The 25593-nt window shown below is 57.3% G+C and carries 22 protein-coding genes; all 22 read left to right on the forward strand.

The annotated features are described in order from the left end of the window. The first annotated feature begins 51 nt into the window (after positions 1-51). The 22 genes from YBN1229_RS10075 (at position 52) to infB (ending at position 25545) form a co-directional block, all read left to right on the forward strand. Positions 52-2829 carry a [protein-PII] uridylyltransferase gene (locus YBN1229_RS10075; protein WP_046478215.1) on the forward strand — a complete coding sequence of 926 codons (2778 nt, stop codon included), beginning with the start codon at positions 52-54 and terminating at the stop codon, positions 2827-2829. 135 nt (positions 2830-2964) lie between these two features. After that, entirely contained in the window at positions 2965-4542 is a 1578-nt protein-coding gene (murJ, locus tag YBN1229_RS10080; RefSeq protein WP_046478216.1) for a murein biosynthesis integral membrane protein MurJ, read from the forward strand. Between the two features lie 103 nt (positions 4543-4645). Continuing rightward, positions 4646-5683 carry a tryptophan--tRNA ligase gene (gene trpS / locus YBN1229_RS10085; RefSeq protein ID WP_046478217.1) on the forward strand — a complete coding sequence of 346 codons (1038 nt, stop codon included), beginning with the start codon at positions 4646-4648 and terminating at the stop codon, positions 5681-5683. Positions 5684-5769: 86 nt separating this feature from the next. After that, positions 5770-6273 (forward strand): universal stress protein, encoded by a 504-nt coding sequence (locus tag YBN1229_RS10090; protein ID WP_046478218.1) that lies wholly within the window; start codon positions 5770-5772, stop codon positions 6271-6273. Between the two features lie 181 nt (positions 6274-6454). Beyond that, entirely contained in the window at positions 6455-7009 is a 555-nt protein-coding gene (locus YBN1229_RS10095; protein ID WP_046478219.1) for a NifU family protein, read from the forward strand. Positions 7010-7123: 114 nt separating this feature from the next. After that, positions 7124-7720, forward strand: coding sequence for a malonic semialdehyde reductase (locus YBN1229_RS10100; protein WP_046478220.1), 597 nt, complete (start codon positions 7124-7126; stop codon positions 7718-7720). 94 nt (positions 7721-7814) lie between these two features. Further along, on the forward strand, positions 7815-8510 hold the full coding sequence (gene tsaB, locus YBN1229_RS10105; protein WP_046478221.1) for a tRNA (adenosine(37)-N6)-threonylcarbamoyltransferase complex dimerization subunit type 1 TsaB: 696 nt from the start codon (positions 7815-7817) through the stop codon (positions 8508-8510). Next, complete coding sequence (locus YBN1229_RS10110; protein ID WP_046478222.1) at positions 8507-9007, forward strand: GNAT family N-acetyltransferase; 501 nt, start codon at positions 8507-8509, stop codon at positions 9005-9007. The genes tsaB and YBN1229_RS10110 overlap by 4 nt, the downstream gene beginning before the upstream one ends. A gap of 149 nt (positions 9008-9156) precedes the next feature. Then, positions 9157-10089 (forward strand): lysophospholipid acyltransferase family protein, encoded by a 933-nt coding sequence (locus YBN1229_RS10115; protein WP_046478223.1) that lies wholly within the window; start codon positions 9157-9159, stop codon positions 10087-10089. Positions 10090-10357: 268 nt separating this feature from the next. Beyond that, positions 10358-11719 carry a tRNA (N6-isopentenyl adenosine(37)-C2)-methylthiotransferase MiaB gene (gene miaB, locus YBN1229_RS10120; protein ID WP_046478224.1) on the forward strand — a complete coding sequence of 454 codons (1362 nt, stop codon included), beginning with the start codon at positions 10358-10360 and terminating at the stop codon, positions 11717-11719. 120 nt (positions 11720-11839) lie between these two features. Then, positions 11840-12853, forward strand: a complete 1014-nt coding sequence (locus tag YBN1229_RS10125; RefSeq protein WP_170832379.1) for a PhoH family protein — start codon at positions 11840-11842, stop codon at positions 12851-12853. Next, complete coding sequence (gene ybeY / locus YBN1229_RS10130; RefSeq protein WP_052743846.1) at positions 12850-13425, forward strand: rRNA maturation RNase YbeY; 576 nt, start codon at positions 12850-12852, stop codon at positions 13423-13425. The genes YBN1229_RS10125 and ybeY overlap by 4 nt, the downstream gene beginning before the upstream one ends. 80 nt (positions 13426-13505) lie before the next feature. Further along, positions 13506-14576, forward strand: a complete 1071-nt coding sequence (locus YBN1229_RS10135) for a hemolysin family protein (protein ID WP_046478225.1) — start codon at positions 13506-13508, stop codon at positions 14574-14576. 84 nt (positions 14577-14660) lie between these two features. Then, the gene (gene lnt, locus YBN1229_RS10140) at positions 14661-16322 is read left to right on the forward strand and encodes an apolipoprotein N-acyltransferase (RefSeq protein ID WP_244464893.1); all 1662 of its coding nucleotides are present in this window, start codon (positions 14661-14663) and stop codon (positions 16320-16322) included. Positions 16323-16555: 233 nt separating this feature from the next. Next, positions 16556-17008 carry a helix-turn-helix domain-containing protein gene (locus YBN1229_RS10145; protein ID WP_046478226.1) on the forward strand — a complete coding sequence of 151 codons (453 nt, stop codon included), beginning with the start codon at positions 16556-16558 and terminating at the stop codon, positions 17006-17008. A gap of 98 nt (positions 17009-17106) precedes the next feature. Further along, the gene (gene metK, locus YBN1229_RS10150; RefSeq protein WP_046478227.1) at positions 17107-18318 is read left to right on the forward strand and encodes a methionine adenosyltransferase; all 1212 of its coding nucleotides are present in this window, start codon (positions 17107-17109) and stop codon (positions 18316-18318) included. Between the two features lie 156 nt (positions 18319-18474). Continuing rightward, complete coding sequence (trmB, locus tag YBN1229_RS10155) at positions 18475-19185, forward strand: tRNA (guanosine(46)-N7)-methyltransferase TrmB (protein WP_046478228.1); 711 nt, start codon at positions 18475-18477, stop codon at positions 19183-19185. Positions 19186-19371: 186 nt separating this feature from the next. Then, complete coding sequence (gene rimP, locus YBN1229_RS10160; protein WP_046478229.1) at positions 19372-19998, forward strand: ribosome maturation factor RimP; 627 nt, start codon at positions 19372-19374, stop codon at positions 19996-19998. 5 nt (positions 19999-20003) lie between these two features. Beyond that, entirely contained in the window at positions 20004-21725 is a 1722-nt protein-coding gene (nusA, locus tag YBN1229_RS10165; RefSeq protein ID WP_076605311.1) for a transcription termination factor NusA, read from the forward strand. 36 nt (positions 21726-21761) lie between these two features. Further along, on the forward strand, positions 21762-22457 hold the full coding sequence (locus tag YBN1229_RS10170; RefSeq protein ID WP_244464895.1) for an RNA-binding protein: 696 nt from the start codon (positions 21762-21764) through the stop codon (positions 22455-22457). Then, complete coding sequence (locus tag YBN1229_RS10175) at positions 22454-22657, forward strand: hypothetical protein (RefSeq protein ID WP_046478231.1); 204 nt, start codon at positions 22454-22456, stop codon at positions 22655-22657. The genes YBN1229_RS10170 and YBN1229_RS10175 overlap by 4 nt, the downstream gene beginning before the upstream one ends. A gap of 59 nt (positions 22658-22716) precedes the next feature. Next, positions 22717-25545 carry a translation initiation factor IF-2 gene (infB, locus tag YBN1229_RS10180; protein ID WP_046478232.1) on the forward strand — a complete coding sequence of 943 codons (2829 nt, stop codon included), beginning with the start codon at positions 22717-22719 and terminating at the stop codon, positions 25543-25545. Positions 25546-25593: the final 48 nt, after the last annotated feature.

Genomic DNA, 25593 nt, shown 5'->3' on the forward strand with positions numbered 1-25593 from the left:
GAGCACGTAAAAGTCTTCTCTCTCGGGTCATAACCCTCTAAATCTCGCGCTATGGATACAGTCATAGCCCCAACTTCGGTTGCAGAACGATTTGACAAAGTCGCGGTGCGTGCTGCGCTTGAGGTCTTGATCGAACGCCACGGCGGCTTGGAAGCGGCCCACAACGACATCGTCCAGCACCTGAAGGACATGTCGCAGGTCGCGCGCGCCCACCTTCGCGCACAATTGGAGCGCGATGGCGATGGGCGCCGCTGTGCAGCCAACCTTTGCCAGTTTCAAGACGACCTTATCTGCATGCTGTTTGAGCTGCTGACGTCGCTGGAACTAAAGGGACGCAAACAGACCGCCGCAGACCGTATGGCCGTTGTCGCCACGGGTGGCTATGGCCGAGGTCTGTTGGCCCCCGGCTCAGATATCGATCTGCTCTTTCTGATTCATTCTTCCCGCAAGGCGCGCGGTGGCGTCCCCGAACAGATGCTCTACATCCTTTGGGACATGGGCTTCAAAGTCGGCCATGCGACGCGAACAGTGTCGCAATGCGTTGCGCTGGCGCGGACAGACATGACCATCGCCACGTCATTGCTGGATTCGCGGTTCCTGCTGGGGGACGCGCAGCTGTTCGCAGAGCTTGAAGAGCGCTTCCAGGATGAGCTCCGCTCAATGCAGCGCACATTCATAGACGCCAAGATGGCGGAACGTGATGCCCGGCATGCGCGCTCCGGCGATGCCCGGTATCGCGTGGAACCAAACATCAAAGACGGCAAAGGCGGTCTGCGCGACCTGCACACACTGCATTGGCTCTCGCGCACGATTTACGGTGAGGATGTTGGTGAGAAGACAGTCGCAGCGGGAATTTTTACTGATGAGGAAGTCGCGACTTTCAAACGTTGCGAAGATTTTCTCTGGACCATCCGCTGCTTCCTGCATTTCTTGACTGGCCGTCCCGAAGAACGTCTGACGTTCGACGTTCAGCCTCAGATGGCAGAATGGCTCGGGTACAAGAAGCATGGCGGCCTGCGCGCGACCGAGCGCTTCATGAAGCACTACTTTCTGGTCGCCAAGGAAGTCGGTGATCTCACAACGTTGCTGTGTGGCGCGCTGGAAATGCAGCAACATAAGACCGCGCCCAGCATCAGCGAGATTATGAGCCCGCTGAACTGGAAGGTTCGCAGGCAAATCCGCCAGCGAACCGACTTCCGAGTCGATAACGACCGCATGAACGTTGCCGATCCGCAGGCCTTTGAGCGCGACCCTGTAAACATCCTCAGGCTCTTCGCGCAGGCGGCAAAGACCAACACGTTCCTTCATCCAGATGCCATTCGGCTGCTACGCCAATCGCTCCGGCTGATCGACGATAAGGTGCGCAACGATCCGGAAGCCAATCGAATATTCCTGGAGTTGCTTTGCGACGACCCGTATCCGGGAATCACGCTACGGCGGATGAATGACGCCGCTGTGCTGGGTCGCTTCATCCCGGCGTTCCGGCGCGTTGTCGGAATGATGCAGTTCAATATGTACCATCACTTCACGGTGGATGAGCACCTGATCCGTACCGTGCAAATGCTGACGGACATTGAGCAAGGTGGCGCTGCTAACGAGCTGCCTCTGGCGACTCCGATGTTCGAGACGATTCTGAACCGCCGTGTGCTGTTCGTCGCAGCATTTCTGCACGACATCGGCAAAGGCCGTCGTGACGACCATTCCATAGTCGGAGCGCGAATTGCCCGCGAACTTTGTCCGCGGCTGGGCTTGAGTGCGGCCGAAACCGACACGGTTGCCTGGTTGATCGAAGAACATCTCACCATGAGCAACATCGCGCAAAGCCGCGATATCTCCGATCCCAAGACCATTAGAGACTTTGCTGATGTCGTAAAAAGTCCGGAGCGATTGAAGCTGCTCTTGCTGCTGACTGTCGCTGACGTCCGTGCCGTAGGCCCAGGCACTTGGAACGGCTGGAAGGGCCAGCTGTTGCGGACACTCTATTACGAGACAGAGCTGCTCCTTTCTGGAGGTTACGGGCAGACCGGCCATCGTGAGCGGATCTCCGAAGCACAAGAAGGCGTGCGCGCGGCGCTCCTGGATGAGGGGTGGACCCCAGAAAAGATCGAAAGCGTAACCGGTCGCTTCTATGACGACTACTGGCACCGCTATGACGTTCCGCGGCAGGTCGAACACGCTCGGATGATGGCAAGGACGGACGGCTCCGACGACAAGCTCGCATTCCACTACACGACGGATGAGTTCACGGCGGTGACGGAGCTAACCATCCTGGCGCCGAACCACGCCCGCCTGTTGTCACTGTTCGCGGGCGCATGCGCCGCCACAGGGGCCAACATCGTCGGCGCTCAGATTTCGTCAACGCGCGATGGTTATGCGCTCGATAGTTTCTTGCTTCAGCGGGAGCTGCAAAGCGACGAGGATGAAAAGCGGCGCGCGGATCGTATCGGACAGTTGATCCGGCGCGTGCTGCGCGGCGAGATGCGCCTGCGGCCGATGTTGTCCAAGCGGCGCCCAGCTGAGCACCGTCTGGATGCCTTTAGCGTCGAACCCGAAGTGATGATCAACAATGCGCTGTCGGACGACTTCACGGTGATTGAAGTCGCGGGACTTGATCGCCCCGGCCTGCTCTATGATCTCACCAACGCTCTGTCGGATCTGAACCTCGATATTTCGTCGGCTCACATCACGACATTCGGCGAAAAGGCCGTGGACGTGTTTTACGTAACCGACCTCGTCGGCAAAAAGGTGACGGCACCAACCCGCCAACAGAGCATAACCGAGCGGCTGACGGAGCTGCTGGCACAAGATGACCCACCGCCGGTGACTTAGACCACCTAGCCGCCTCGACACAAAAAAAAGCGCGTCCCGAAAGCAACATTTTCTCCCGTCATCAAGGTGATTGTGACAGCCTGGCGTGCAACGTCCCTTGCACAGGGCACGCCTCCGGGATATTGCGCTGGCCTCATGCTGTATCGTTCTTTCGTGACTGTTGGCGGCTTGACGATGGTCAGCCGTATTCTCGGTTTCGCCCGGGATATTCTGATCGCCGCCGCCCTCGGTTCCGGTGCGATTGCGGACGCTTTTTTTGTCGCTTTCAGATTTCCCAATCTCTTCAGGCGCTTGTTCGCCGAAGGAGCATTCAACGCGGCATTTGTCCCGTTGTTTGCAAAACGCCTTCAGGGCGAAGGGGCCGACGCGGCGAAGACATTCGCGGAAGAAGCAATGTCAGTCCTGCTTATCACGCTGCTCGCATTCTCCGCGATCTGCATGTTGGCGATGCCGTGGCTGATGCTCATTCTTGCGCCGGGGTTTGTCGCCGATCCCGACAAGTATGATCTTGCCGTTCTTCTCACACAGATCGCATTCCCGTACCTTCTATGTATGTCGCTGGTCGCGTTGCTGTCCGGCATTCTCAATTCCATGCATCGGTATTGGGTTGCGGCGGCTGCACCGATTCTGCTCAACATCGTTCTGATCGCCGCCATCTCGCTGGCGATCGCGCTGGGTTACTCTCAGAAACCGGGCGCAGGTATCATTCTCGCCATCGGCGTCTTCATTGCCGGTATCGCCCAGACAATATTGCTTTGGGTTGCTGTGCGTCGAGCCGGCATGCGTTTGTCGCTGCGCCGACCCCGCCTTACTCCGGGCGTCAAACGCCTGATTGGCCTGGGTATCCCTGGACTGATCTCTGGTGGCATAACGCAGATCAACATTGTCGTGGGAACGGTAATCGCCTCGATGCAGGCTGGCGCCGTCTCATATCTCTATTACGCGGATCGCCTCTATCAGCTCCCGCTAGGGATTGTTGGCGTCGCCATCGGTGTTGTCTTGCTCCCTGATCTGTCCCGACGTCTGCAAGCCGGCGATCATCGCGCTGCCATGGATAGCCAGAACCGGTCACTAGAGTTCGGCCTGATGTTAACGCTGCCTGCGGCGGTTGCACTCGCGGTGGCTGCAGAGCCCATCATCCGTGTTCTCTTCGAGCGCGGCGCGTTTTCCCCATCCGATACCGCAGCAACCGCGCCCGCTCTCGCGGCGTTTGCCTGCGGTTTGCCAGGTTTCGTGCTGATCAAGGTCTTCCAGCCGGCCTTTTTTGCGCGTGAAGACACCAAAACTCCGATGCGCTACGCGGCCTTCAACATGATCATAAACGTCGCGGGATCGTTGGCGCTGTTCTACGCTTTTGCCCAGATGGGTTATCACCCGCACGTGGGCATTGCACTGGCAACGTCGCTTGCAGGCTGGATTAACGCCCTGCTTCTATGGGCAACACTAAGCCGAGCTGGCAATTTTCAGGCGGACCGTCGTCTCCTGCGGAACTTGCCACTGATCATTCTCGCCAGCATCATCATGGGTGCTGCCGTGTGGTTCGCCTTGGGGCCGTTGGCGCCTTATTTCTCGGCGGCCAATCCGATCTATCTGCAACTCTCGGCGCTTGCTGGGTTGGTAGGCTTAGGAGCTGTCGTCTTCTTCGGAACGGTCCTGTTGACCGGGGTATTAAGCCCCTCGCAGTTCGTCAGAAAACTCCGGCGGGCCTCCTGAGTTTTGGCGATCATCCAGGATTCTGTGGCATCGACCGGGCTCAAGACTTGCGCTGCCTTGGCAGCCGCGCGATAACCGCGCTCCGAATCTAGGGAACCCGATAATGCCGTTTGAAGAGCGCGTCTTCTCCGGGATGCAGCCGACGGGCAGTTTGCACCTCGGCAACTATCTTGGAGCCATGCTGCAGTGGATCGAGCTGCAAAAAACCCATCAGTGCATCTATTGCGTCGTCGACATGCACGCCATCACAGTGTGGCAGGAGCCGGCGGAGCTGCGCCAGGCCATCCGTAAGGTGACGGCCGCATATATGGCTGCCGGGCTCGATCCGAAAACGAGCATTTTGTTCAACCAGAGCCAGGTCGCAGCCCATGCGGAGCTGGCATGGGTATTCAATTGTATTGCCCGCCTGGGTTGGCTCAACCGCATGACCCAGTTCAAGGAGAAGGCGGGCAAGGACCGCGAGAACGCTTCTGTGGGTCTGTTCGCCTATCCCAACCTGATGGCCGCCGACATCCTCGTGTACAAGGCGACGCATGTTCCGGTCGGCGACGACCAGAAGCAGCATCTAGAACTGGCGCGTGATATCGCCGGTAAATTCAACAATGACTACAACACCGAGATCCGCGCTCGTGGATTTGATGATGGCGAGTTTTTCCCGTTGCCTGAGCCCGTAATCACCGGACCAGCCACGCGCGTGATGAGCCTGCGTGATGGCACCAAGAAGATGTCGAAATCCGACCCATCGGATTTGTCACGCATAAACCTGACGGACGATGCGGACACCATCGCCAAGAAGGTGAGAAAGGCGAAGACAGATCCTGAGCCGCTCCCTTCTGAAGCTGCGGGTTTGCAGGGTCGCCCTGAGGCAGAAAACCTGATCGGTATTTTCGCAGCGTTATCTGGTTCGAGTAAGGATACGGTGTTGGCGGAGTATGGTGGCCGTCAGTTTTCTGAATTCAAGGCAAACTTAGCCGAGCTAAGCGTTGCAAAGCTCGGTCCGCTTGGAGCGGAGATAAACCGGCTTACGAGCGATCCGGCAGAGATCGACAAAATATTGGCTGACGGCGCTGCACGCGCCGCGGCTATCGCCGCACCGATTATGGGCGACGTGAAGGACATTGTGGGCTTTATTCGCTCTTAGGCATCGTTGCGCACGCTGTATAAAAGCGGCTTGCAAATTGAAGACTTGGTCCGTTGTGGCCACGACTATGAGATGGCAGCATAAGCATGATGAAAAAACGCCTTTCATTCGAAGCCGGCCACCGGCGCAAATTTCTCCTCGTCATAGACAACTCCGAGGAAGTCAACGCGGCGTTGTATTACGCGGCAAGCCGTGTGCAGCATTCTGGCGGTTCGATCGTCATGCTGTACGTCATTCAGCCGCAGGAATTTCAACACTGGATGGGCGTGCGTCAGGTCCACATTGAAGAAGAAACTGCCAAAGCAAAGGCGCTCTTCCGCCTCTTTCGTCGCAAGCTCAATCAATCCGGCTTCGAAGATGTGTCGACCGAAGAGGTCATCGGCGAGGGTAATGAGGCTGAAGAGATCGTCCGCGTCATTGACGAAGATGAGGACATCGCCATCCTTGTTCTCGGCGCCGCTACCGGATCGGACGGTCCAGGCCCGCTCGTTTCCTCCCTGGCATCTGGCTCCACCGGGGGACCCTTCCCTATTCCTGCAACGATCGTTCCAGGAAGTCTGACCCTTGAAGAGATCAAATCACTCGCCTAAGCGTGTGATTTTGATGGTCGAATGGGAGTTTTCGGGTTGCGGTTCTCTCCGCAGGTATCGACTTTTTCCATCATCTCGTCTATCTAAGACTAGAATAATTCTAATAACTGCCGTGCAGGCCGGATCGACGTAAGTTATGATAACGTCGGCGCACGGCCATAAATCGGGAGACGATGGACCCATGTTTATCCAGACCGAGCTAACGCCGAACCCCGCAACGCTAAAGTTCATCCCCGGCAGGCAGGTCCTGGCATCCGGTACGGCCGATTATCGGGACCGCGCCGAAACCACAGGGTCGCCGCTTGCTCAGAGGCTGTTTGAAATCGACGGTGTGGACGGCGTTTTCTTCGGCTCCGACTTTATCTCCGTGACCAAGGGCGAAGGCGATTGGCAGCATCTCAAGCCGATGGTCCTTGGCGCGATCATGGAGCACTATATGTCGGATGCTCAGGTCGTAGAAAGTGAAGCCGGCAATGATTCAGCTGTCGGTAGCTACGATCCGAAGGACGAGGAAATAGTTGCTACCATTCGTGACCTTTTGGAAACGCGTGTTCGCCCTGCCGTTGCGCAGGACGGTGGTGACATCACATTTTCCGGGTTCCGCGACGGCGTCGTCTATCTACATATGCGAGGAGCCTGCGCCGGCTGCCCGTCATCAACAGCGACGCTGCGCCATGGCATTGAGAATTTGTTGCGGCATTTCTGCCCAGAGGTTCAGGAAGTTCAGGCGGTCTAGCCTCTCACAGGCAACGGCCTGTCCTGGAAGGAAGTTTGGGAGGCCCCGTCAGATTGGCGGGGCTTTTCGTTTATCAGTCCTACGATCGAAACAACTGGCCTGAGGTGATCCGCTTTGACGCAGAAAAACCCGCTTGAAGACGCCGCGCTCGACCAACTTTTCCTGTCTGCCAGAACCCACAACAAGTGGCAGGATAAGGAGGTGTCCAACGAGGTTCTGGAACGTCTCGTTGACATCGCAAAAATGGGGCCGACCAGCGCCAACTGTTCACCGGCGCGCTTCCTGTTCGTGAAGTCGGATCAAGCAAAGCAGCGGTTGAAACCGTATCTGTCCTCCGGCAACGCCGAAAAGACGATGCAGGCTCCCGTGTGTGTGATTATTGGCTACGATCTCGAATTTTATGAACAGCTACCAAAACTCTTTCCGCACACGGATGCTCGGAGTTGGTTCACCGGCAAAGAGTCTAAAATTCAAGAAACGGCATTTCGCAACGGTTCGCTTCAGGGAGCCTATATGATCCTCGCGGCGCGAGCACTGGGCCTCGATTGTGGCCCCATGTCCGGTTTCGATAACGCGGGCGTTGATAAGGAATTCTTCGCCGGCACAAATACGAAGTCGAACTTCCTTTGCAATATCGGCTATGGCGACCCCACGGGGCTTCGCCCAAGAGGACCGCGTCTCGCATTTGCCGAGATGGCACAGATCATTTGATAGGCAACCTGCACGATCATAGACAGCCGAAATCACTCTATTCGCCGTGCGAAACAGGTGAATTCTGAATTCGGAGAGTATAGGCTCTCCTCCTATGAATATTCTGGCCTTTGATACGTGCCTTGATGCCTGTTCCGCTGCCGTCTTCTCCGACGGCGGCGAAGGCGTGCGCGCGTGCGCGTTCGAACCTATGGCGACAGGTCAGGCGGAACGTTTGATTCCTATGATCTCTGAGGTCGTCGGCACGGCCGGACTTACGTTCGAGGATGTCGATCGGATTGCTGTAACCGTTGGGCCTGGGACGTTCACCGGCACGCGCATAGCGATAGCAGCAGCACGCGCATTGGCGCTGGCGATGAATGTTCCAGTCGTGACCGCCACGAGCCTTGCTGTCGTTGCACAGCAAGTTGCCCGGCATCTGAACAATATGCCGGACGTGGCAGCAATCGCAGTCGCCGCCGACGCGCGTCGCGGACAGGTCTATTGGCAGCGCTTTTCGCGTGGCGGTGGACTTGCAGCGCTCTGCGAACCTCAAGTCCTCACCCCCGAAGAGGCAGCCAGCCAGGCCACAGAGGGAATTTATGCCTTGGCAGGCTCCGCGGCGGATGCCGTCGCTCGTCACGCGCCTGCAAAGTATCGGGTGTTTGCTTCAATTGAGCTGCCTCGCGCCGAGGACTTGGCAGCAATGGCACCTCATATTCTACCCGCTGGTTCGCCGAACCCACTTTATTTGCGGCCGGCTGACGCAAAGCCTCAAGTCGGCAAATCAATAGCCCGAGTTGCGATATGATGTCCGATGATCAGTATCAGCTGGATTTTAAGAACCTAAGTCTTCTGTGGGTCGAGGCCGAGGGGGCAGCTGAAGTTTCCAGCATGCACGCAGGCTTGTTCGATCCAGCCTGGAGCGAGGAGAGCCTGCGTAACTTATTGGCCTCACCTGGCGCCACGGCGCTTGTGGCCAAGCTGCGGTTGCACCCGGAAAACCCTCCGGCGCCAGCTGGGTTTATCATCGGTCGCATAGCAGCCGATGAAGCAGAAATTCTGACCCTTGGAGTATGTGCGCCTTTCCAGCGGCGAGGTATTGCCAAACGTCTCGTTGAAGGCTTGATGCGCGCCGTAGCCGCCGGCGGTGGTGAACGCCTTCATCTGGAGGTCGCCGCTGATAATGTCGCCGCGATTGCCCTCTATGAGAGACTAGGTTTTGAGCAGATCGGTCTGCGCAAGAATTATTACCAGCGTAGTGATGGGACCTCCTGCGATGCTCTGACTTTGTCTTGTAGTCTGTGATGAGCAGGCGATAGACGTGGTCAGACCCACTGGCCTATAACCAATTACGATAAACCCGATTCCACGGAGTTCGGCATGCCGATGGCCGAAACCACAACTTGGCCCTTTGCGCGCGGCATTTGCTGCGGCGCCCAACCTGCGAACGTCCCATGAGTTGGCTCCGCGCCAGCAATATCCTGGTATTGTTTATGGGGCTGACATTGCCGTTGATGCCGCTACAGGCGGTATTTGTCCGGTTCAGCCCGCGTTACGCGAGGCGCTTCCCCAGTTGGTACCATAAAAAAGTTTGTCGGCTGCTGGGCTTGCGGGTTCAGGTCGAAGGCAATATTGCGCGCGACAACCCTGTACTTATCGTATCAAACCACACGTCCTGGCTCGACATCCCCGTCATTTCCTCGGTCGCGCCGGTCTCCTTCATCGCGAAGAAGGAAGTCGGCGCTTGGCCATTCGTTTCCTCATTGGCGAAATTGCAGCGAACGATATTTATCGATCGCGAGCGGCGCGCATCTGTGGGGGACACCACAGAGGAAATCCTGACAAGACTACGTGCGGGGGACTCGCTCGTGCTCTTCGCCGAAGGGACATCGAGTGATGGCAACCGCGTCTTACCGTTCAAGACGTCGTTGTTTGCCGCAGCAAAGCCTTCCGCGTTGCGTGCCGCTATCCGGCGCGACAAAGAGGACGCGACCAGCGCGCCCGCGGCTGGGAGTTCGCCGGAGAACCGTCAGGTTCTCGTGCAAACGCTCACCATTGCTTACACACGGTTGCACGGCATCCCTTTGTCACGCGCAGACCGGCCGCTGGTGGGCTGGTATGGCGATATGGACATGGCGCCGCACGCTTGGCAGCTGTTGCAGGCTGGACCGATAGATGCCGTGATCAAGATTGGGCGGCCGGTACCGCTCGATGCCTTCATGGACCGCAAAGCGCTCGCCAAATACAGCGAGGAAGAAATCCGCAAGGAACACGTACGCATCATGCGCGGTGTAACGTCCGACGAGTTGCTCGAACCAGCCCAAACGCCATCCCAGGCTGAGGGTGCTTCTCCGCCACAGTCGGAAGCGAAACGTAGTTACGGGTAAGAAACGTCGGCGTTTCAGCGTGCCCTGCGACAAACACACGCTATTCACCACCTCAATTCGGGTGCATTGCACCAACAAATTCTTTGTGTCACTAAATCCTTGGTGACGACCGTCACAATGAGGGCAAAGACCTGTTTTTACGGGAATTTACCCATCACAGGATCGTCATGGAAGACCCCGGCGCAAAGCGCTGCAATACTGGAAAATATAAGGGTGCGACGTGTCCAAGCTGACGGAGTTTAATTCTGACTCTGACGGAGAGTGCACAATGCCGGGGACCAAGAAGGTCTTCGTAAAGACGTTCGGTTGCCAGATGAACGTCTACGACTCCGAACGGATGACCGAGGCTTTGGCGCAGTACGGCTATACCGTGGCCGATACGCCGGAATCCGCTGAACTCATTGTTTTGAATACGTGTCACATCCGCGAAAAAGCGGCGGAGAAGGTCTATTCCGATCTCGGACGCATCCGTGAAGTGAAGGAAGAACGGCGCCAGGCTGGTAAGAACACCGTCGTCGCCGTAGCCGGTTGCGTCGCTCAGGCCGAGGGATCTGAGATTATCGCCCGCGCGCCGGTCGTTGATCTCGTGATAGGCCCGCAAAGCTATCACCGTCTGCCTGAACTCGTTTTCCGAGCGCAAAGCGAATCCCGGCGCATTGTCGAGGTGGCTTTTCCAGAAGAGGACAAGTTCGCGAATCTTCCTGCGCGCGCGGCCACGGTTCCTGGAACTCAAATCGCACCCGCGTCGGCATTCCTTACGATTCAGGAGGGTTGCGATAAATTCTGCACGTTCTGCGTCGTACCCTACACGCGAGGTATGGAGTATTCGCGTCCGGTCGCCGCGATCGTCGCGGAAGCGGAAAGCCTCGTCGCGCGTGGCGTTCGCGAGCTGACGTTGCTGGGTCAAAACGTAAACGCCTACCACGGCGAAGGACCCGACGGAGCCACATGTTCGCTTGCCGGGTTGATAAATCGCCTAGCCGAAATCGATGGCCTTGAGCGCTTGCGTTACACGACCAGCCACCCCAACGATATGAGCGAAGATTTGTTTGCGGCCCACCGGGATCAGGAAAAACTGATGCCGTACCTACACCTGCCTTTTCAGTCAGGCAGCGACCGCATTCTGGCCGCCATGAACCGCAAACACACCGCGGATGACTACCGTCGCGTGATCGAGCGCCTGCGCAAAGTCCGGCCGGACATCGCATTGTCCACCGATATCATTGTGGGCTTTCCGAGTGAAACGCAGGAAGATTTCGACGCAACGCTTGCGCTCGTCGAGGAAATTGGTTTCGCCCAGGCCTTCTCATTCAAATATTCTGCCCGCCCTGGTACACCGGCTGCAAAAATTGCAGAACAGGTGCCCGAAGGCGTCAAGACCGAGCGCCTCCATCGCCTTCAGGAACGTCTTGAAGCTCAGGCATCGCGTTTCAATGAGGGCTGTGTTGGCAAAATAGTGCAGGTGCTGTTTGAACGTCCAGGCCGTCAGGCGGGACAGCTCGTTGGTCGTTCGCCGTATCTGCAACCCGTTCATGTTGAAGGGGCTCCAGAATACCTCGGACGTGTCATTCCAGTGGAAATCTCAGCCGCCGGCATGAAGTCGTTGTCGGGTGTCATACGAGCTGCTTGAAAGCGGAGTATGAATGTCCACCTATCAGGTTGATTCGGAATCGCGGCCAGTTATGCTAGCAACTGAAGAACTGGGTGGTTGTGAAGCCAACGTAAGGGCCGGGCATGGGAGACCTCTAATTTGACAGGCTTTCGCGGGCAATCCGTGACCGGGCCTGGGCGCGCCCAAAGATCGCAAGGCGTTTCCAAACGCATCGTCGTGCCCTTTGAAGACAATCGCTTCCTGACACAGTTGTTGGGAGAGTTCGATTGTCACCTAGCTCTTATTGAGGATCGCCTTGGCGTAGAGGCGCATGCTCATGGCAACGTCATCATTCTGACAGGCTCGGAGCCAGCAGTCGGGTTGGCCCGAGACGTTCTGGAACAGCTTTATCGGCGGATCGCGAATGGCGAACCGATCGGCGCGGGCGATTTCGATGGCCTAATCCGCCATGCCAGGCAGGAAACACCAGCAACGGATGGACAAGCTCAGATCGCGACCCGCCGTCGTGTCGTCAAGGCGCGGACACCCGCCCAAAGCACCTATATGCGCGCGATGGAACGTGTCGATCTGGTGTTCGGGATTGGCCCTGCGGGCACGGGAAAAACCTATCTTGCCGTCGCCTATGCCGCCCACTGCCTGGAGCGTGGGCTCGTTGAACGCTTGATCCTGTCGCGCCCAGCCGTAGAGGCAGGTGAGCGTCTGGGGTTTCTGCCCGGCGACATGCGCGACAAGGTCGACCCCTATTTGCGTCCCCTATATGATGCGCTTTATGATCTGCTGCCGCCCGAGAAGGTTGAGCGCGACATCGAGACGGGTGTCATCGAAGTCGCTCCACTCGCTTTCATGCGCGGCCGAACGCTCGCCAACGCTTTCGTTATTCTGGATGAAGCGCAGAATACGACGAGCATGCAGATGAAGATGTTTCTGACCCGTTTGGGAGAGAACGCAAAAATGGTCGTCACAGGCGACCCAAGTCAGATTGATCTACCGCCAGGGCAAACGTCCGGGTTGGAAGAGGCAGTTCGTCTCCTGCAAGACGTCGAAGGCATTCAGTCAATCCGGTTTTCCAATACGGATGTCGTGCGCCGCGATCTCGTGGCGCGCATTGTAACTGCGTACGATAAGGCCTCTGAGGGCCAGCGCCCGCGATGAACGATCCCTGCGACAGTAGACGCTCAAGCGAAGGCAGCGAGCAAGACGGCAGCGAACCTCCTAGTCCAGCTGCGCAGACTATTGAACTCGATGTCGTGCACGAAGCTGGTGATTGGTCCAGCGTCCCCGATATCGACAACATCATACGTCGTGCTGCCCAAGCCGCAGCAACAGAGCCCGAAGCAGAGCTTGCAGGGGCCAGTGCCGCATTGGCTCTATCTTCCGATGAGCATGTAGCCACGCTCAATGCTGCCTATCGTGGAAAGCCAAGCCCTACCAACGTTTTGTCGTTCCCTGTCGCTTCAGGCCTCCCTGTTGGAAGCGGAGCGCAGCGTTTTATTGGCGATATCGTGCTCGCTGCAGAAACGGTGGCGGCCGAAGCCGTAGCCATGCGCATTCCGACAAGCCACCATCTTCAGCATCTGGTTGTCCATGGTCTCCTCCATCTCGTGGGTTTCGATCATGAAACCGACGAAGAGGCGACACGCATGGAAGCACTTGAAACGCGCATTCTGGCGACACTCGATATCGCTGATCCATATGCGCCCATCGAAGCCGATTCCGAAGAATGAAGACGCACACCTGACGTGCTGAGCACGTCCGAGCATCATGAACTCAGTGTGCGATTGTATTGGAAAATAGTGATACGGAAATGAGTACCGACGACACGACAAGCACCAACGGCGACGCGACGTCCACATCTGACGATGCTCGAAGTTCGACGGCCTTTGGATGGTTTAACACTCTGCGCTCACGGCTTGGACTGCCGGGCGGCCAAACACTGCGTGACACGCTTGAATACGCATTGCAGGGCGAGGCAGGACCGAGCGATTCCTTCAGTGCGCAGGAACGGCAGATGCTGCTGCGTTTGCTGCATTTCAGTGCCAGTCGCGTCGAAGACATCATGGTGCCACGTGCCGATATCATCGCGATCGACGAAAGCGACTCCATTGCCGATCTGCTCGAGACGTTCGAGCGCGCGGGCGTCTCTCGCGTTCCCTTGTTCGTAGAGACACTCGATGATCCGCGCGGAATGGTCCACATCAAGGATTTCTTCCGTTGGGTCATGACCGAAGCCGGCCGAGAGGTTACACCGCCTGCGCCAGAGGCCGCAGACAGTGCGAGTGGAGATCCATCTGAAGAAGCGCTGTCATCCACGGTTGCCAGTCTCAATCTAGGCACCATAGATTTGACCCGGCCTGTCTCGGTTGCTCGGATCAAACGCCCGGTTCTGTATGTGCCTCCGTCCATGCCCGCTATGAACCTGCTTATCAAAATGCAATCAACGCGTATTCACATGGCGCTTGTCGTCGATGAGTACGGAGGCACGGATGGCCTCGTGACGATTGAAGATTTGGTTGAGCAGATCGTCGGCGATATCGAAGACGAACACGACGAGGCCGAAGTTCCCAACATCAGCGAAGATCCGAAGCTGGGCCTTGTGGCGTCTGCACGCGCGCCGGTCGCAGAGCTGGAAAAACTCCTCGATCGTAAGATTTTGTCGAGCGAAGAAGAGGAAGAGATCGATACGCTCGGCGGCTTGGTGTTCACGATCGTGGGGCGTGTCCCAGCGAGAGGGGAACTTGTCAAACATCACTCCGGCCTGGAGTTCGAGGTGCTGGACGCTGATCCGCGCCGCGTCAAGAAGCTGAAAATTCACGTTCCTGTTGCGGAAGCCGACTCCGAGCCGAGTCCTGCGACCGCGTCCGTCGGCGAAAGCTAACCGTCCGTGACGGGGAGCGAAACAATCGATCGTCCGCAGCGGAGCGCGCGTAAGCCACCTCGTGTCCTTCGGCGATTGGCCTCTGTGGCTAAGGTTGTCAGAGAAGCCGTAGGATGGCGCCGCCGTGGCATCGCGTTTCTCGCAGGAGCCCTATCGGTGCTCGCCATGGCACCATTCTTCCTCTGGCCGGTACTGTTCTTCACTCTTCCAGTTTTGATCTGGTTGATCGATGGAACATCTGATCAAGCGCTTGCACATGCTGAGGCTGACAAAGCGACACACACGCGGGCATGGCGCACGAGCTTGAAGAGGGCAGCGTTCGACGGCTGGTGGTTTGGCTTCGGTTACTTCTTCTTCGGATTGTTTTGGATCGGCGAAGCATTCTTGGTGGAAGCGCACATCTTCGGATGGCTTTTGCCCGTTGCCGTTACGCTTATGCCAGCGGGCCTTGCGCTGTTCACCGCGGTGACAGCAGCTGCGGCGCGAAGCTTCTGGGTGCCCGGACTATCCCGCGTTGCGGTTTTGGCTGTCGCCTTCGGTGTCGGGGAATGGCTGAGAGGTCATATCTTCACAGGCTTCCCCTGGAACGTGCTGGGCTATGCGTTAACACAGCCGTTGTATTTGATGCAGTCTACGGCCGTGTTCGGCATCTACGGATTGACATTGCTCACTGTGTTGATTGCCGCGACACCGGTGATCGTACTGGCCGACCCACGCACCCCGCGTCCCGGAGCGAAAATTGTCGCGCTTACCGTGGCGCCTTTAGCTGCACTATTCATCTATGGAGCACTGGTCCTCGCTCCAGGTCCCAATTCGTTTGTGGACGGCGTAAAATTGCGCATCGTACAGCCGAGCATTCCTCAGCACGAAAAATGGTTGGCGAGCGAGCAGCCACGAATTTTCGCAGAACATCTGCGTCTGTCGCGCATTTCCGAATCTGGAAAACAGGATGATTTAGAAGGCGTTACGCATGTCTTCTGGCCAGAGGCCGCGATGCCTTTTCTACCACTTTCAACGCCGGACGCGCTTTCTGCAATTGGCACGTTATTGCCTGCAAACACATTTCTCGTAGCAGGCGCGTTGCGCTTGGAAAAGGCCAGCGTTGGTGATGAGTTGCGGCCAAGTACGCTCCCTAAGCGTCAGGTTTATAATTCGATCATCGCTTTTGGACCTGAGGGGGAGACGCGGGCAATCTATGACAAGATTCACCTCGTGCCATTTGGAGAGTATCTGCCTGCTCAAGAATTCCTCGAAGCCATTGGTTTGGAAAGTTTGACGCGGATCCGCGGTGGTTTTTCAATTGGCTCTACGCCACGTCCCTTAGTTTCCGTGCCGGGGCTTCCGCCTTTCTCTCCATTGATTTGTTACGAAGCGATTTTTCCCGCAGCAGTTGTTCAAGGCGAGAATCGTCCAGCTCTACTTGTGAATGCGACCAACGATGGCTGGTTTGGTAATACGACGGGCCCGCACCAGCATTTACATCAAGCGCGTTTGCGCGCGGTTGAAGAAGGCGTGGCCCTATTACGCGTCGCCAATAACGGTATATCCGCTGTGATCGATCCGTTCGGTCGTATTATTGGAAAGCTCGATCTTAACGAGGTCGGAACACTCGATACGCAGCTTCCCCAGCCACGCCCTGCAACCATTTATGCTCAATATGGCGACGGTCTATTTTTACTTTGCGTGCTCGCGTTGAGCCTAACGACGTGGATTATTGTCCAGTATAATCGCTATGCGGCACGATAAGACGTGTCAAAGGTGTGGCTTCACAGCACCGCTTCTACTATGAAACGCAACTTTCATAGTAAGGAATGACCACATCTTGGCACGATTTTGCCGAAGTGGGTGGCATTGATGCACTCTATAGTATAGATCACCCAACAAATAAGAAAGCTTAAATTGTTTGAGCGTGGTCCGTCCTGCTTACTGACGCGATCGTGCTGTAGGCTGTAAGGTAAACTTTGGAGCCGGTATTTCGCATGGGCAACGATTTTAATAACAAGAATACTGTGGAGGAAGAGCGCAATGCGCGCCGGGCGAACCCGATAGACGTTCATGTCGGTGCTCGTGTCAGATTACGGCGTATGCTGCTGGGGATGAGCCAGGAGAAACTTGGCGAACGATTGGGACTGACTTTCCAGCAGATTCAAAAATACGAGAAGGGTGTAAATCGCATTGGCGCAAGTCGGTTGTTCGACATGGCGCGCGTTCTAGGGGTGCCGATTCAGTTCTTTTATGACGAGGTGCCAAATGGAGATTCTGCCGAAGCCACAGGCATGGCGGACGCGTCCGCGGAGTATGTGCCGGATCTCATTACGACCCGCGAAGGCTTTGAGCTCAACAAGGCGTTCGCTCGCATTCCGGACGCGCGCGTTCGACGTGCTGTTGTCGAGCTAGTTCGCTCGCTGGCGAACGAAGAATCGCAGGACTGAGACGTCCTGCGACAAGGCCCCGTTTCAGGGGCTAGCCTTGACCCGCCCCTAAAACCTTGCGACAAGGCCCGCAACTTCCCATCGAAAATGAAATGCAAATGGAGGGAGCGAGCTTGGCACGCACATCCTATTTATTTACCAGTGAATCGGTCTCTGAAGGTCATCCGGACAAGGTCTGCGATCGTATCTCTGATGAGATCGTCGATCTTTTTTACCGTGAAGGGCCCAAGGCAGGCATCGATCCCTGGTCGATCCGTGCCGCGTGCGAGACATTGGCGACGACCAACCAGGTAATCGTTGCCGGCGAGACGCGTGGGCCGTCCACGGTCACCACCGAAATGATCAGCGCGAAGATCCGCGAAGCGATCAAAGACATCGGGTACGAGCAGGAAGGCTTCCACTGGGCCAACACGAACATTGATGTTCTATTGCATCCGCAGTCCGCTGACATCGCAGTTGGCGTCGATGCAGCCGGCAACAAGGACGAAGGTGCCGGCGACCAAGGCATCATGTTCGGGTATGCCTGCCGTGAAACGCCGGAGCTGATGCCGGCACCGATCTACTACAGCCACAAGATTCTTGAGGTTCTGGCAAAGGCGCGCAAAGCGAAAGAGGGTGCCGCTGCTAAGCTTGGACCGGATGCGAAAAGCCAAGTGACCGTGCGTTACGAAAACGGCAAGCCCGTTGCTGTCACGCAGATCGTTTTGTCGACGCAGCACATCGATCCTGATCTCACGTCCAAACAGGTACGTGAAATCGTCGAGCCCTATATCCTCAAGACTCTTCCCGCTGAGTGGGTGTCGAACGATACCGTCTGGCACGTAAACCCAACGGGTAAGTTCGTGATCGGCGGCCCGGATGGTGACTGTGGTCTCACGGGACGTAAGATCATCGTTGATACCTATGGCGGCGCGGCGCCCCATGGCGGCGGCGCGTTCTCGGGCAAAGATCCGACGAAGGTGGACCGCTCGGCTGCGTATGCGGCACGTTATCTGGCAAAGAACGTCGTGGCGGCGGAACTCGCAGAGCGCTGCACCATCCAGCTGTCCTACGCAATCGGCGTTGCCGAGCCACTGTCGATCTACGTCGACACGCATGGCACAGGCAAGGTGGATGAAGCCCAATTGGAAAAGGTTCTCCGCGAAGTCATGAAGCTGACGCCCCGCGGCATTCGCGAGCACCTGAACCTGAACAACCCGATCTATGCTCGCACGGCAGCTTATGGCCATTTTGGCCGTGCACCAGACGATCAGGGTGGCTTCACGTGGGAAAAAGACGATCTTGCCGCAGCCATTAAGTCGGCGCTGTAAATCCAGCCGGCTTAATCTGTCGAACGAACCTGGACGGCCGCAGCGCATGCGTTGCGGCCGTTTTGTTCTATTTTTAGAGAGAAATAGAAATCCACGCGTTCAGCTGTGCTGATGAAACCGAATTCTCCAAACAATTGCGCAACGTAGGTCGGGGCGATGGGCGAAACCACACAAAAGGGTGAAGGAATTCCAGCTGAGCTCCGTTCCTTCGGCCGTCGACGTGGGCGGACGCTAAGTCCGCGCCAACAACAGCTCATGCGAGAACTGCTGCCCAGGTTGGCTCTCGAAGTCACCCAACCGAGGCCTCGGTCACTAACAGAGCTCTTTTCCGCGAATGTCGGTGAAGTTTGGCTAGAGATCGGTTTCGGCGGGTCGGAACACTTGATCTGGCAGGCGGCCCATCATCCCTCTGTTGGTTTGATAGGTTGCGAACCGTTCGAGGACGGCGTCGTCAAGGCTTTGACGGCCATTGAGGAGAATGAACTCCAAAATATTCGTTTGTATGTCGATGATGCGCGCGAGGTTTTGCGTTGGCTTCCACCGGCCAGCATCAACCGAACGTTTATCTTATTTCCAGATCCCTGGCCGAAGCGGCGGCATCATAAGCGCCGTTTGGTGTCCGCATCTCTGATCTCGGAGCTGGCACGGGTCATGGCGGCAGGGGGCGAGTTACGGATCGCCACCGATATTGGCGACTATGCCCGCACAGCGCTCATCGCTTTGCAAGACAGCCCGTTTTCTTGGCAAGCGGCGAGCCCTCAAGACTGGCGCCTACGCCCCGACGACTGGCCATCGACCCGCTACCAAGCAAAAGCCCTCCGTGAAGGTCGGCGATGCTATTTCTTCCGCTTTCTGCGAAATGCTTGAGCAAGTACAGCCGCAGACTGCTTATTTTGTGCCATCAAAATGTTCAAAAAACTTCACAAGGCGCTTGCAAGTGCCTAAGTCTTCACGTAGTCTTGAATTGCTCATGATCATCTCAACTCTGGGAGTGGGCCCTCTGGGTCCGCTCTTTTTGTTTTGGGAATGGCATTTGGGAATTAGCGACAGTATTTGACGAGGGCCTCTGTGGCGGGCGATACGAGCGCGTCGCGCGAGCGCTTTTTCCGGGAGACAGGATTGGCAGCGGCAGTGGCCGAACTTGCTGAACCAGTCCTGGAGGATCTTGGTTTCCGGCTCGTGCGAGTACACATACAAGGACGTGAAGGCAAGATCGTTCAGATCATGGCCGAACGCCCCGACGGTACAATTACGGTGAATGATTGCGAGACGATCTCTCGCCAGCTATCACCGCTGCTGGATGTTCACGACGTTATCTCAGGCAGCTATCGCTTGGAGATTTCTTCGCCCGGGATTGATAGACCTCTCGTGCGTCCATCCGATTTTGAGGACTGGGCTGATCACGAGGCGAAGGTCGAACTGAGCGAAATGGTGGACGGCCGCAAACGCTTCCGTGGGCGGCTTGAAGGCTTCGAGGATGGTGAGATCCGTATGGAGGTCGATCTTCCTGAGGTTGGTCCGACGGTTGTTGGCTTTCCGGTTTCGCTGGTGAGCGATGCCAAGCTGGTCTTGACGGATGAACTTGTGCGCGAAGCCTTGCGTCGGGCGAAGAAGTCAAGGCAAACAGACGATGCCGGTAACGACGTAGGTCCCGGCGACGAAGTGGATTTGGAGGACTAGGCAACATGGCGATGGCAGGTATCAGCGCCAACCGTCTCGAACTCTTGCAGATTGCAGACGCTGTCGCCCGCGAGAAATCGATCGATCGAACGATCGTGATCCAGGCGATGGAAGATGCGATCCAGAAGGCGGCAAAGTCCCGTTACGGCGCGGAAAACGATATCCGCTGCACGATCGATCCCAAGACTGGCGAGACGAAGCTCTCCCGTGTGATCACGGTCGTCGAGAACGTCGAAAATGACTCGACTGAAATTTCGGTACAGGGCGCACAACGCCGTCAGCCGGGCGCCGTAGCTGGCGACCTGATCGTTGAGCCGCTGCCGCCGTTGGACTTCGGCCGTGTCGCTGCGCAGAACGCCAAGCAGGTGATCGTCCAGAAGGTTCGTGAAGCCGAGCGTGAGCGCCAATACGGCGAATACAAGGATCGCATCGGCGAAATCGTCAACGGTACCGTAAAGCGCGTCGAGTACGGCAACGTCATCATCGATCTCGGACGCGCCGAGGCCATCATCCGTCGCGACGAGATGATCCCGCGTGAAAATTTCCGTTACGGAGACCGTGCACGCGCCTACATCTACGATGTGCGTCAGGAACAACGCGGCCCGCAGATTTTCCTGTCGCGTGCGCGCCCTGAATTCATGTCGAAGCTGTTCGCGCAGGAAGTGCCTGAAATCTACGACGGCATTGTGGAGATCAAATCGGTTGCTCGCGACCCCGGGTCACGTGCGAAGATCGCGGTTATTTCCAAGGATTCGTCCATTGATCCGGTCGGCGCTTGCGTCGGTATGCGCGGTTCGCGCGTCCAGGCGGTTGTCAATGAACTGCAGGGCGAGAAGGTCGACATCATTCAGTGGCGTCCCGATCCCGCAGAGTTCATCGTTAACGCGCTCGCGCCTGCAGAAGTGAGCAAGGTCGTCCTCGACGAAGATACCGACAAGATCGAGGTCGTGGTCCCGGAAAATCAGCTCTCACTGGCGATCGGCCGTCGCGGTCAGAACGTGCGTCTTGCGTCGCAGTTGACGGGCTGGGATATCGATATCCTCACGGAGCAGGAAGAAAGCGAACGCCGCCAGAAGGAATTTGTCGAGCGGTCCAACATGTTCATGGACCAACTCGATGTTGACGAGGTGATCGCGCAGCTATTGGTGACCGAAGGCTTCGCCTCGATTGAGGAGGTCGCTTACGTCGATCTCTCCGAAATCGCACATATCGAAGGCTTCGATGAGCATACCGCGAACGAGATCCAGACACGTGCGCGCGATTTTCTTGAGCGTATCGAGAATGAGCGTGATGCGCGTCGTCGCGAGCTCGGTGTCGCCGATGAACTCGGCCAGGTTTCTGGCGTAACGAGCGCCATGCTGGTCGCGTTTGGTGAAAACGGCATCAAGACCGTCGAAGATTTGGCCGACTGCGCCACAGATGACCTCGTCGGCTGGGTCGAGCGTAAGCGCGAAAAAGATAGCGAGCCGGTGCGCCATAAGGGAATCCTTGACGGCATGGAGATCGGACGCACAGAGGCTGAAGAACTGATTATGGCAGCCCGCGTTCAGGCAGGCTGGATCAGCGCGGAAGACCTCGCATCATCTGCTGAGCCGGAAGAAGAGGCTGAAGAAGCCGCGCCTTCCGAAGCAGATGCACAGGCGCAAGAAATTGAAGCCGTTTTCTCTTCAGGTACACCTAAGCCTGCAGGCAAAACGAATGCCGGCGATGCCGGTTCGTCCGACTAGGGCGATGGAGATGTTCAACGATTGGAGCAGCAACGCGTGGTCGCAAATGAACGGCCAGACATTCGAGAGGCCAGCCGGATGGAAGGGAAAGACCTCTTCCGTCAATGCGCCCTCACGCGTTCTGAGCGGGTAACCGGCGATCTGATCCGATTTGTCGCCGGCCCCGGCGACACTATATATCCTGATCTGACACATAAATTGCCTGGTCGCGGCGTATGGGTTACGGCCGATAGGGAAAGTATCTCCGCTGCCGTTAAAGCACGTGCTTTTGCCCGAAGCCTAAAGCGTAAGGTAGAAGTTTCCGAAGATCTTCCCGGTTTGGTTGAGCGTCAATTGACGCAGCGCGTTGTCGAAGCCCTCGCGCTCGCCAACAAGGCAGGCCTCGTTGTTTGTGGCTTCGATAAGATAAATACGCGGTTGGAACGCGAACGCATCGCGACCCTGGTACACGGAGCTGATGCTGCCCGCGACGGTTGTGACAAGTTGGATCGCAAGTATACCGCTATCGCGGCGGACCGTGGCTTTAAGCCAATCATCATTGATATTCTGACAATTGATGAAATCGGCTTGGCCATGGGGCGCTCAAATGTGGTACATGCTGCCCTCACACCCGGAGGGGCGGCGAAGCGATTTGTGGGCGAAGCTGAAAGATTAGCCCGCTACCGTCGAGGCATTGCCCCTCCTGTAACCGCTAAAGCAGCTTCTGGCGAAGCAAAGGTTGGTTCGCCATGATAGGCTGCAAAGAATTGATTGGCTCTCGCGCAGGGGTTATTCCGAGCCCGAGCCCGAATACCGGCAGCGAAACGCTGCGGATCAAGACCCCGGCACTTCTACTATGGGGAGACTATTTCCGCCCTGTGGTGCCGACCAGAACCGATGACGCGATCATCATACGGCAACGCTATTGCCAAACGCGCAACGGCGTACCGTGACACGATCTTAGATCACGCCGCGGATTGAGATCACACGAAGAGAGTTGAACGGATATCGAATGACGGACACGAAAGACTCCACCGACAAGACCATTCGAGGTGGGCGCAAACAGCTCTCTCTACAACGCACCGTCGAGTCCGGTCATGTTCGGCAGAGTTTCAGCCATGGCCGCTCGAAGGCCGTCGTGGTGGAGAAGCGCAAATCGCGCAAGCTCGCTACGCCAGGTCAACAAGGCGCAGAAGAGATAACACCGGCGACCCCGCAGCAGCCAGCCGCGCCTGTAGCGCGCAAGCCGGCCAGCGCACCGCCGCGTCCTGCACCAAGTGCTGATACGGCGTCTGGTGACAAGCTATCCAGCAGCGAAGTTGAAGCTCGTCAGCGCGCTTTGCAGGCGGCTAAGGCGGCACAAGATGCTGAGGAGGCTGAGCGAAAGGCGCGCGAAGAAAGCCAGGCTAAGGCGGAAAAAGAGTCGGAAGCGGCTAAAGAGCCTGTCGCCGAAAAAAGCGAACAGCCGACGGCAGCGCCAGAAGCTCCACCCGAGCCTGTAGAGGTCGCTGCGGAACCTGCGCCACCAGCTGTCGAAGAAGTAAAGAGCGCGCCCGCACCTGAACCGGCGAAGTCTGCGCCTCCGGCTCGCGAACAGCCACGCGCAAAGAGCCCGGCCGCACCGGCGAGGAAGGGCGACGGTCCGCAGCGCGGGGAAGGGCGGCCATCGGGTAGGTCTTCCGAAGGCGATGCGCCTGCACGTCAGCGCGCGCCACGCTCGCTCGACACGCAGTTCCAGCCGCGCGAGCGCGGCAAGCCGAAAGAAATTAGATTGCCCGGTCCGCCTCGCGGTCAGGCCGATGGAGGTGATGAGCCGATCGTCGCCAAGCCGCAGCGTGCGCAACGGCCAGCTCCCGCTCCGCAACAACAGCAGATGGAGGACGAGGACGGTCGCAACAAGCGTGGCGGCAAGCCATCGCGTACAGCGACACGCACCGGTGATGAACGTCGTGAGCGCGGTAAGCTGACGGTTGATCAGCTTCTTAATCGCGAAAACCGCGAACGTTCGCTTGCATCTCTGAAGCGTAAGCGCGAACGCGAGAAGCTGAAGGCGATGGGTATCGCTCAGCCGCGCGAAAAGATTGCGCGTGAGGTGATTATTCCTGAAGTGATTACTATTCAGGAACTCGCCAACCGCATGGCCGAACGCGCCGTCGATCTCATCAAGTACCTGATGAAGCAGGGCGAGATGCATAAGATCAACGACGTGATCGACGCCGACACGGCGGAACTGCTCGTCTCCGAGTTTGGTCATACGTCAAAGCGCGTTTCCGAAGCCGACGTTGAAGAGGGCTTTATCGGTGAAACAGATGCCGATGAGACACTCGTGCAGCGTGCTCCCGTGGTCACTATTATGGGGCACGTCGACCACGGTAAAACCTCGCTTCTCGACGCTATCCGGAAGGCGAATGTCGTCTCGGGAGAAGCTGGCGGTATCACGCAGCATATCGGCGCGTATCAGGTTGAGACGGGCTCCGGCCAGAAAATCACGTTCATCGATACGCCAGGCCACGCAGCCTTCACGGCCATGCGTGCACGCGGCGCCAAGGTCACGGATATCGTCGTGCTGGTCGTTGCTGCCGACGATGGTGTGATGCCTCAGACCATCGAGGCGATCAACCATGCCAAGGCTGCGGATGTGCCGATGATCGTGGCTATCAATAAGATTGATAAGCCGCAGGCCGATCCCAACCGCGTCCGCACGGAGCTGCTGCAGCACGAGGTTGTTGTCGAAACCATGTCGGGTGAGACACTCGAAGTCGAGGTTTCCGCGCTGAAGCAAATGAACCTCGACAAACTACTCGAGGCTATCGCTCTGCAGGCTGAAATTCTTGATCTCAAGGCCAATCCCGAGCGCAATGCGGAAGGTATTGTCATCGAGGCTAAGCTCGAACGCGGTCGTGGTCCGGTAGGCACCGTTCTCGTTCAGCGCGGTACGTTGGCCGTTGGTGACATCGTCGTTGCCGGCACCGCGTGGGGCCGCGTCCGCGCGTTGATTGACGATCGCGGAAAGAACGTCGCTAAGGCGGGCCCGTCTGTTCCTGTCGAGGTTTTGGGCTTCGATGCGGCGCCTGAAGCAGGTGATCAGTTCGCCGTTGTTGAGAACGAAGCTCGTGCCCGCGAGATCACCGACTATCGTGTTCGCAAACGGCGCGAAAAGTTGGGCTCCGCCGGGTCGCCGCGTACGCTTGAGCAAATGATGCAAACGCTCAAGGACGAAGCGGGCAAGAAAGAGTTTCCGCTCGTCATCAAGGGTGACGTGCAAGGCTCTATCGAAGCCATCGCGGGCGCTCTCAAGAAGATGGGCACCGACGAGGTCGAAGCGCGTATCGTGCACTCCGGCGTTGGCGGTATCACAGAGTCCGACGTCGTTTTGGCGAACGCCTCGAACGCTGTCATTTTTGGCTTCAACGTTCGCGCCAACGCCCAAGCCAAACAGGCCGCCGATAGTCAGGGTGTCGAGATCCGCTACTACAACATCATCTACGACCTCGTTGATGACGTTAAGGCGGCGATGTCCGGTCTGCTTGAGCCGACGATCCGCGAAATATTCCTTGGAAATGCGGAGATCCTGCAGGTCTTCAATATCACTAAGGTCGGCAAAGTGGCTGGCTGCCGTGTAACGGAAGGCAAGGTTGAGCGCGGAGCCAAAGTTCGCCTGATCCGCGACAACGTCGTTATCCATGAGGGCAGCCTGTCAATCCTGAAGCGCTTCAAGGATGACGTGAAGGAAGTTCCCGTAGGTCAGGAATGCGGTATGTCCTTCGCGAATTATCAGGACCTACGCGAGGGCGACGTGATCGAGTGCTTCCAGGTCGAGACACTGGCTCGCACCCTGTAGTCACATCCGATCGCTTGGCGATCGTTTGGGGTCGGGCCGGCTGACGGC

Source organism: Candidatus Filomicrobium marinum, assembly GCF_000981545.1.
GTDB lineage: Bacteria > Pseudomonadota > Alphaproteobacteria > Rhizobiales > Hyphomicrobiaceae > Filomicrobium > Filomicrobium insigne.

Coding starts and splice junctions, on each gene's coding strand:
- ybeY (WP_052743846.1), top strand. CDS start 12,850: ATGAACGATCCCTGCGACAGTAGACGCTCAAGCGAAGGCAGCGAGCAA.
- YBN1229_RS10095 (WP_046478219.1), top strand. CDS start 6,455: ATGTTTATCCAGACCGAGCTAACGCCGAACCCCGCAACGCTAAAGTTC.
- YBN1229_RS10090 (WP_046478218.1), top strand. CDS start 5,770: ATGATGAAAAAACGCCTTTCATTCGAAGCCGGCCACCGGCGCAAATTT.
- infB (WP_046478232.1), top strand. CDS start 22,717: ATGACGGACACGAAAGACTCCACCGACAAGACCATTCGAGGTGGGCGC.
- YBN1229_RS10075 (WP_046478215.1), top strand. CDS start 52: ATGGATACAGTCATAGCCCCAACTTCGGTTGCAGAACGATTTGACAAA.
- YBN1229_RS10115 (WP_046478223.1), top strand. CDS start 9,157: ATGAGTTGGCTCCGCGCCAGCAATATCCTGGTATTGTTTATGGGGCTG.
- miaB (WP_046478224.1), top strand. CDS start 10,358: ATGCCGGGGACCAAGAAGGTCTTCGTAAAGACGTTCGGTTGCCAGATG.
- nusA (WP_076605311.1), top strand. CDS start 20,004: ATGGCGATGGCAGGTATCAGCGCCAACCGTCTCGAACTCTTGCAGATT.
- YBN1229_RS10145 (WP_046478226.1), top strand. CDS start 16,556: ATGGGCAACGATTTTAATAACAAGAATACTGTGGAGGAAGAGCGCAAT.
- tsaB (WP_046478221.1), top strand. CDS start 7,815: ATGAATATTCTGGCCTTTGATACGTGCCTTGATGCCTGTTCCGCTGCC.
- trpS (WP_046478217.1), top strand. CDS start 4,646: ATGCCGTTTGAAGAGCGCGTCTTCTCCGGGATGCAGCCGACGGGCAGT.
- YBN1229_RS10175 (WP_046478231.1), top strand. CDS start 22,454: ATGATAGGCTGCAAAGAATTGATTGGCTCTCGCGCAGGGGTTATTCCG.
- trmB (WP_046478228.1), top strand. CDS start 18,475: ATGGGCGAAACCACACAAAAGGGTGAAGGAATTCCAGCTGAGCTCCGT.
- metK (WP_046478227.1), top strand. CDS start 17,107: ATGGAGGGAGCGAGCTTGGCACGCACATCCTATTTATTTACCAGTGAA.
- YBN1229_RS10135 (WP_046478225.1), top strand. CDS start 13,506: ATGAGTACCGACGACACGACAAGCACCAACGGCGACGCGACGTCCACA.
- murJ (WP_046478216.1), top strand. CDS start 2,965: ATGCTGTATCGTTCTTTCGTGACTGTTGGCGGCTTGACGATGGTCAGC.
- YBN1229_RS10110 (WP_046478222.1), top strand. CDS start 8,507: ATGATGTCCGATGATCAGTATCAGCTGGATTTTAAGAACCTAAGTCTT.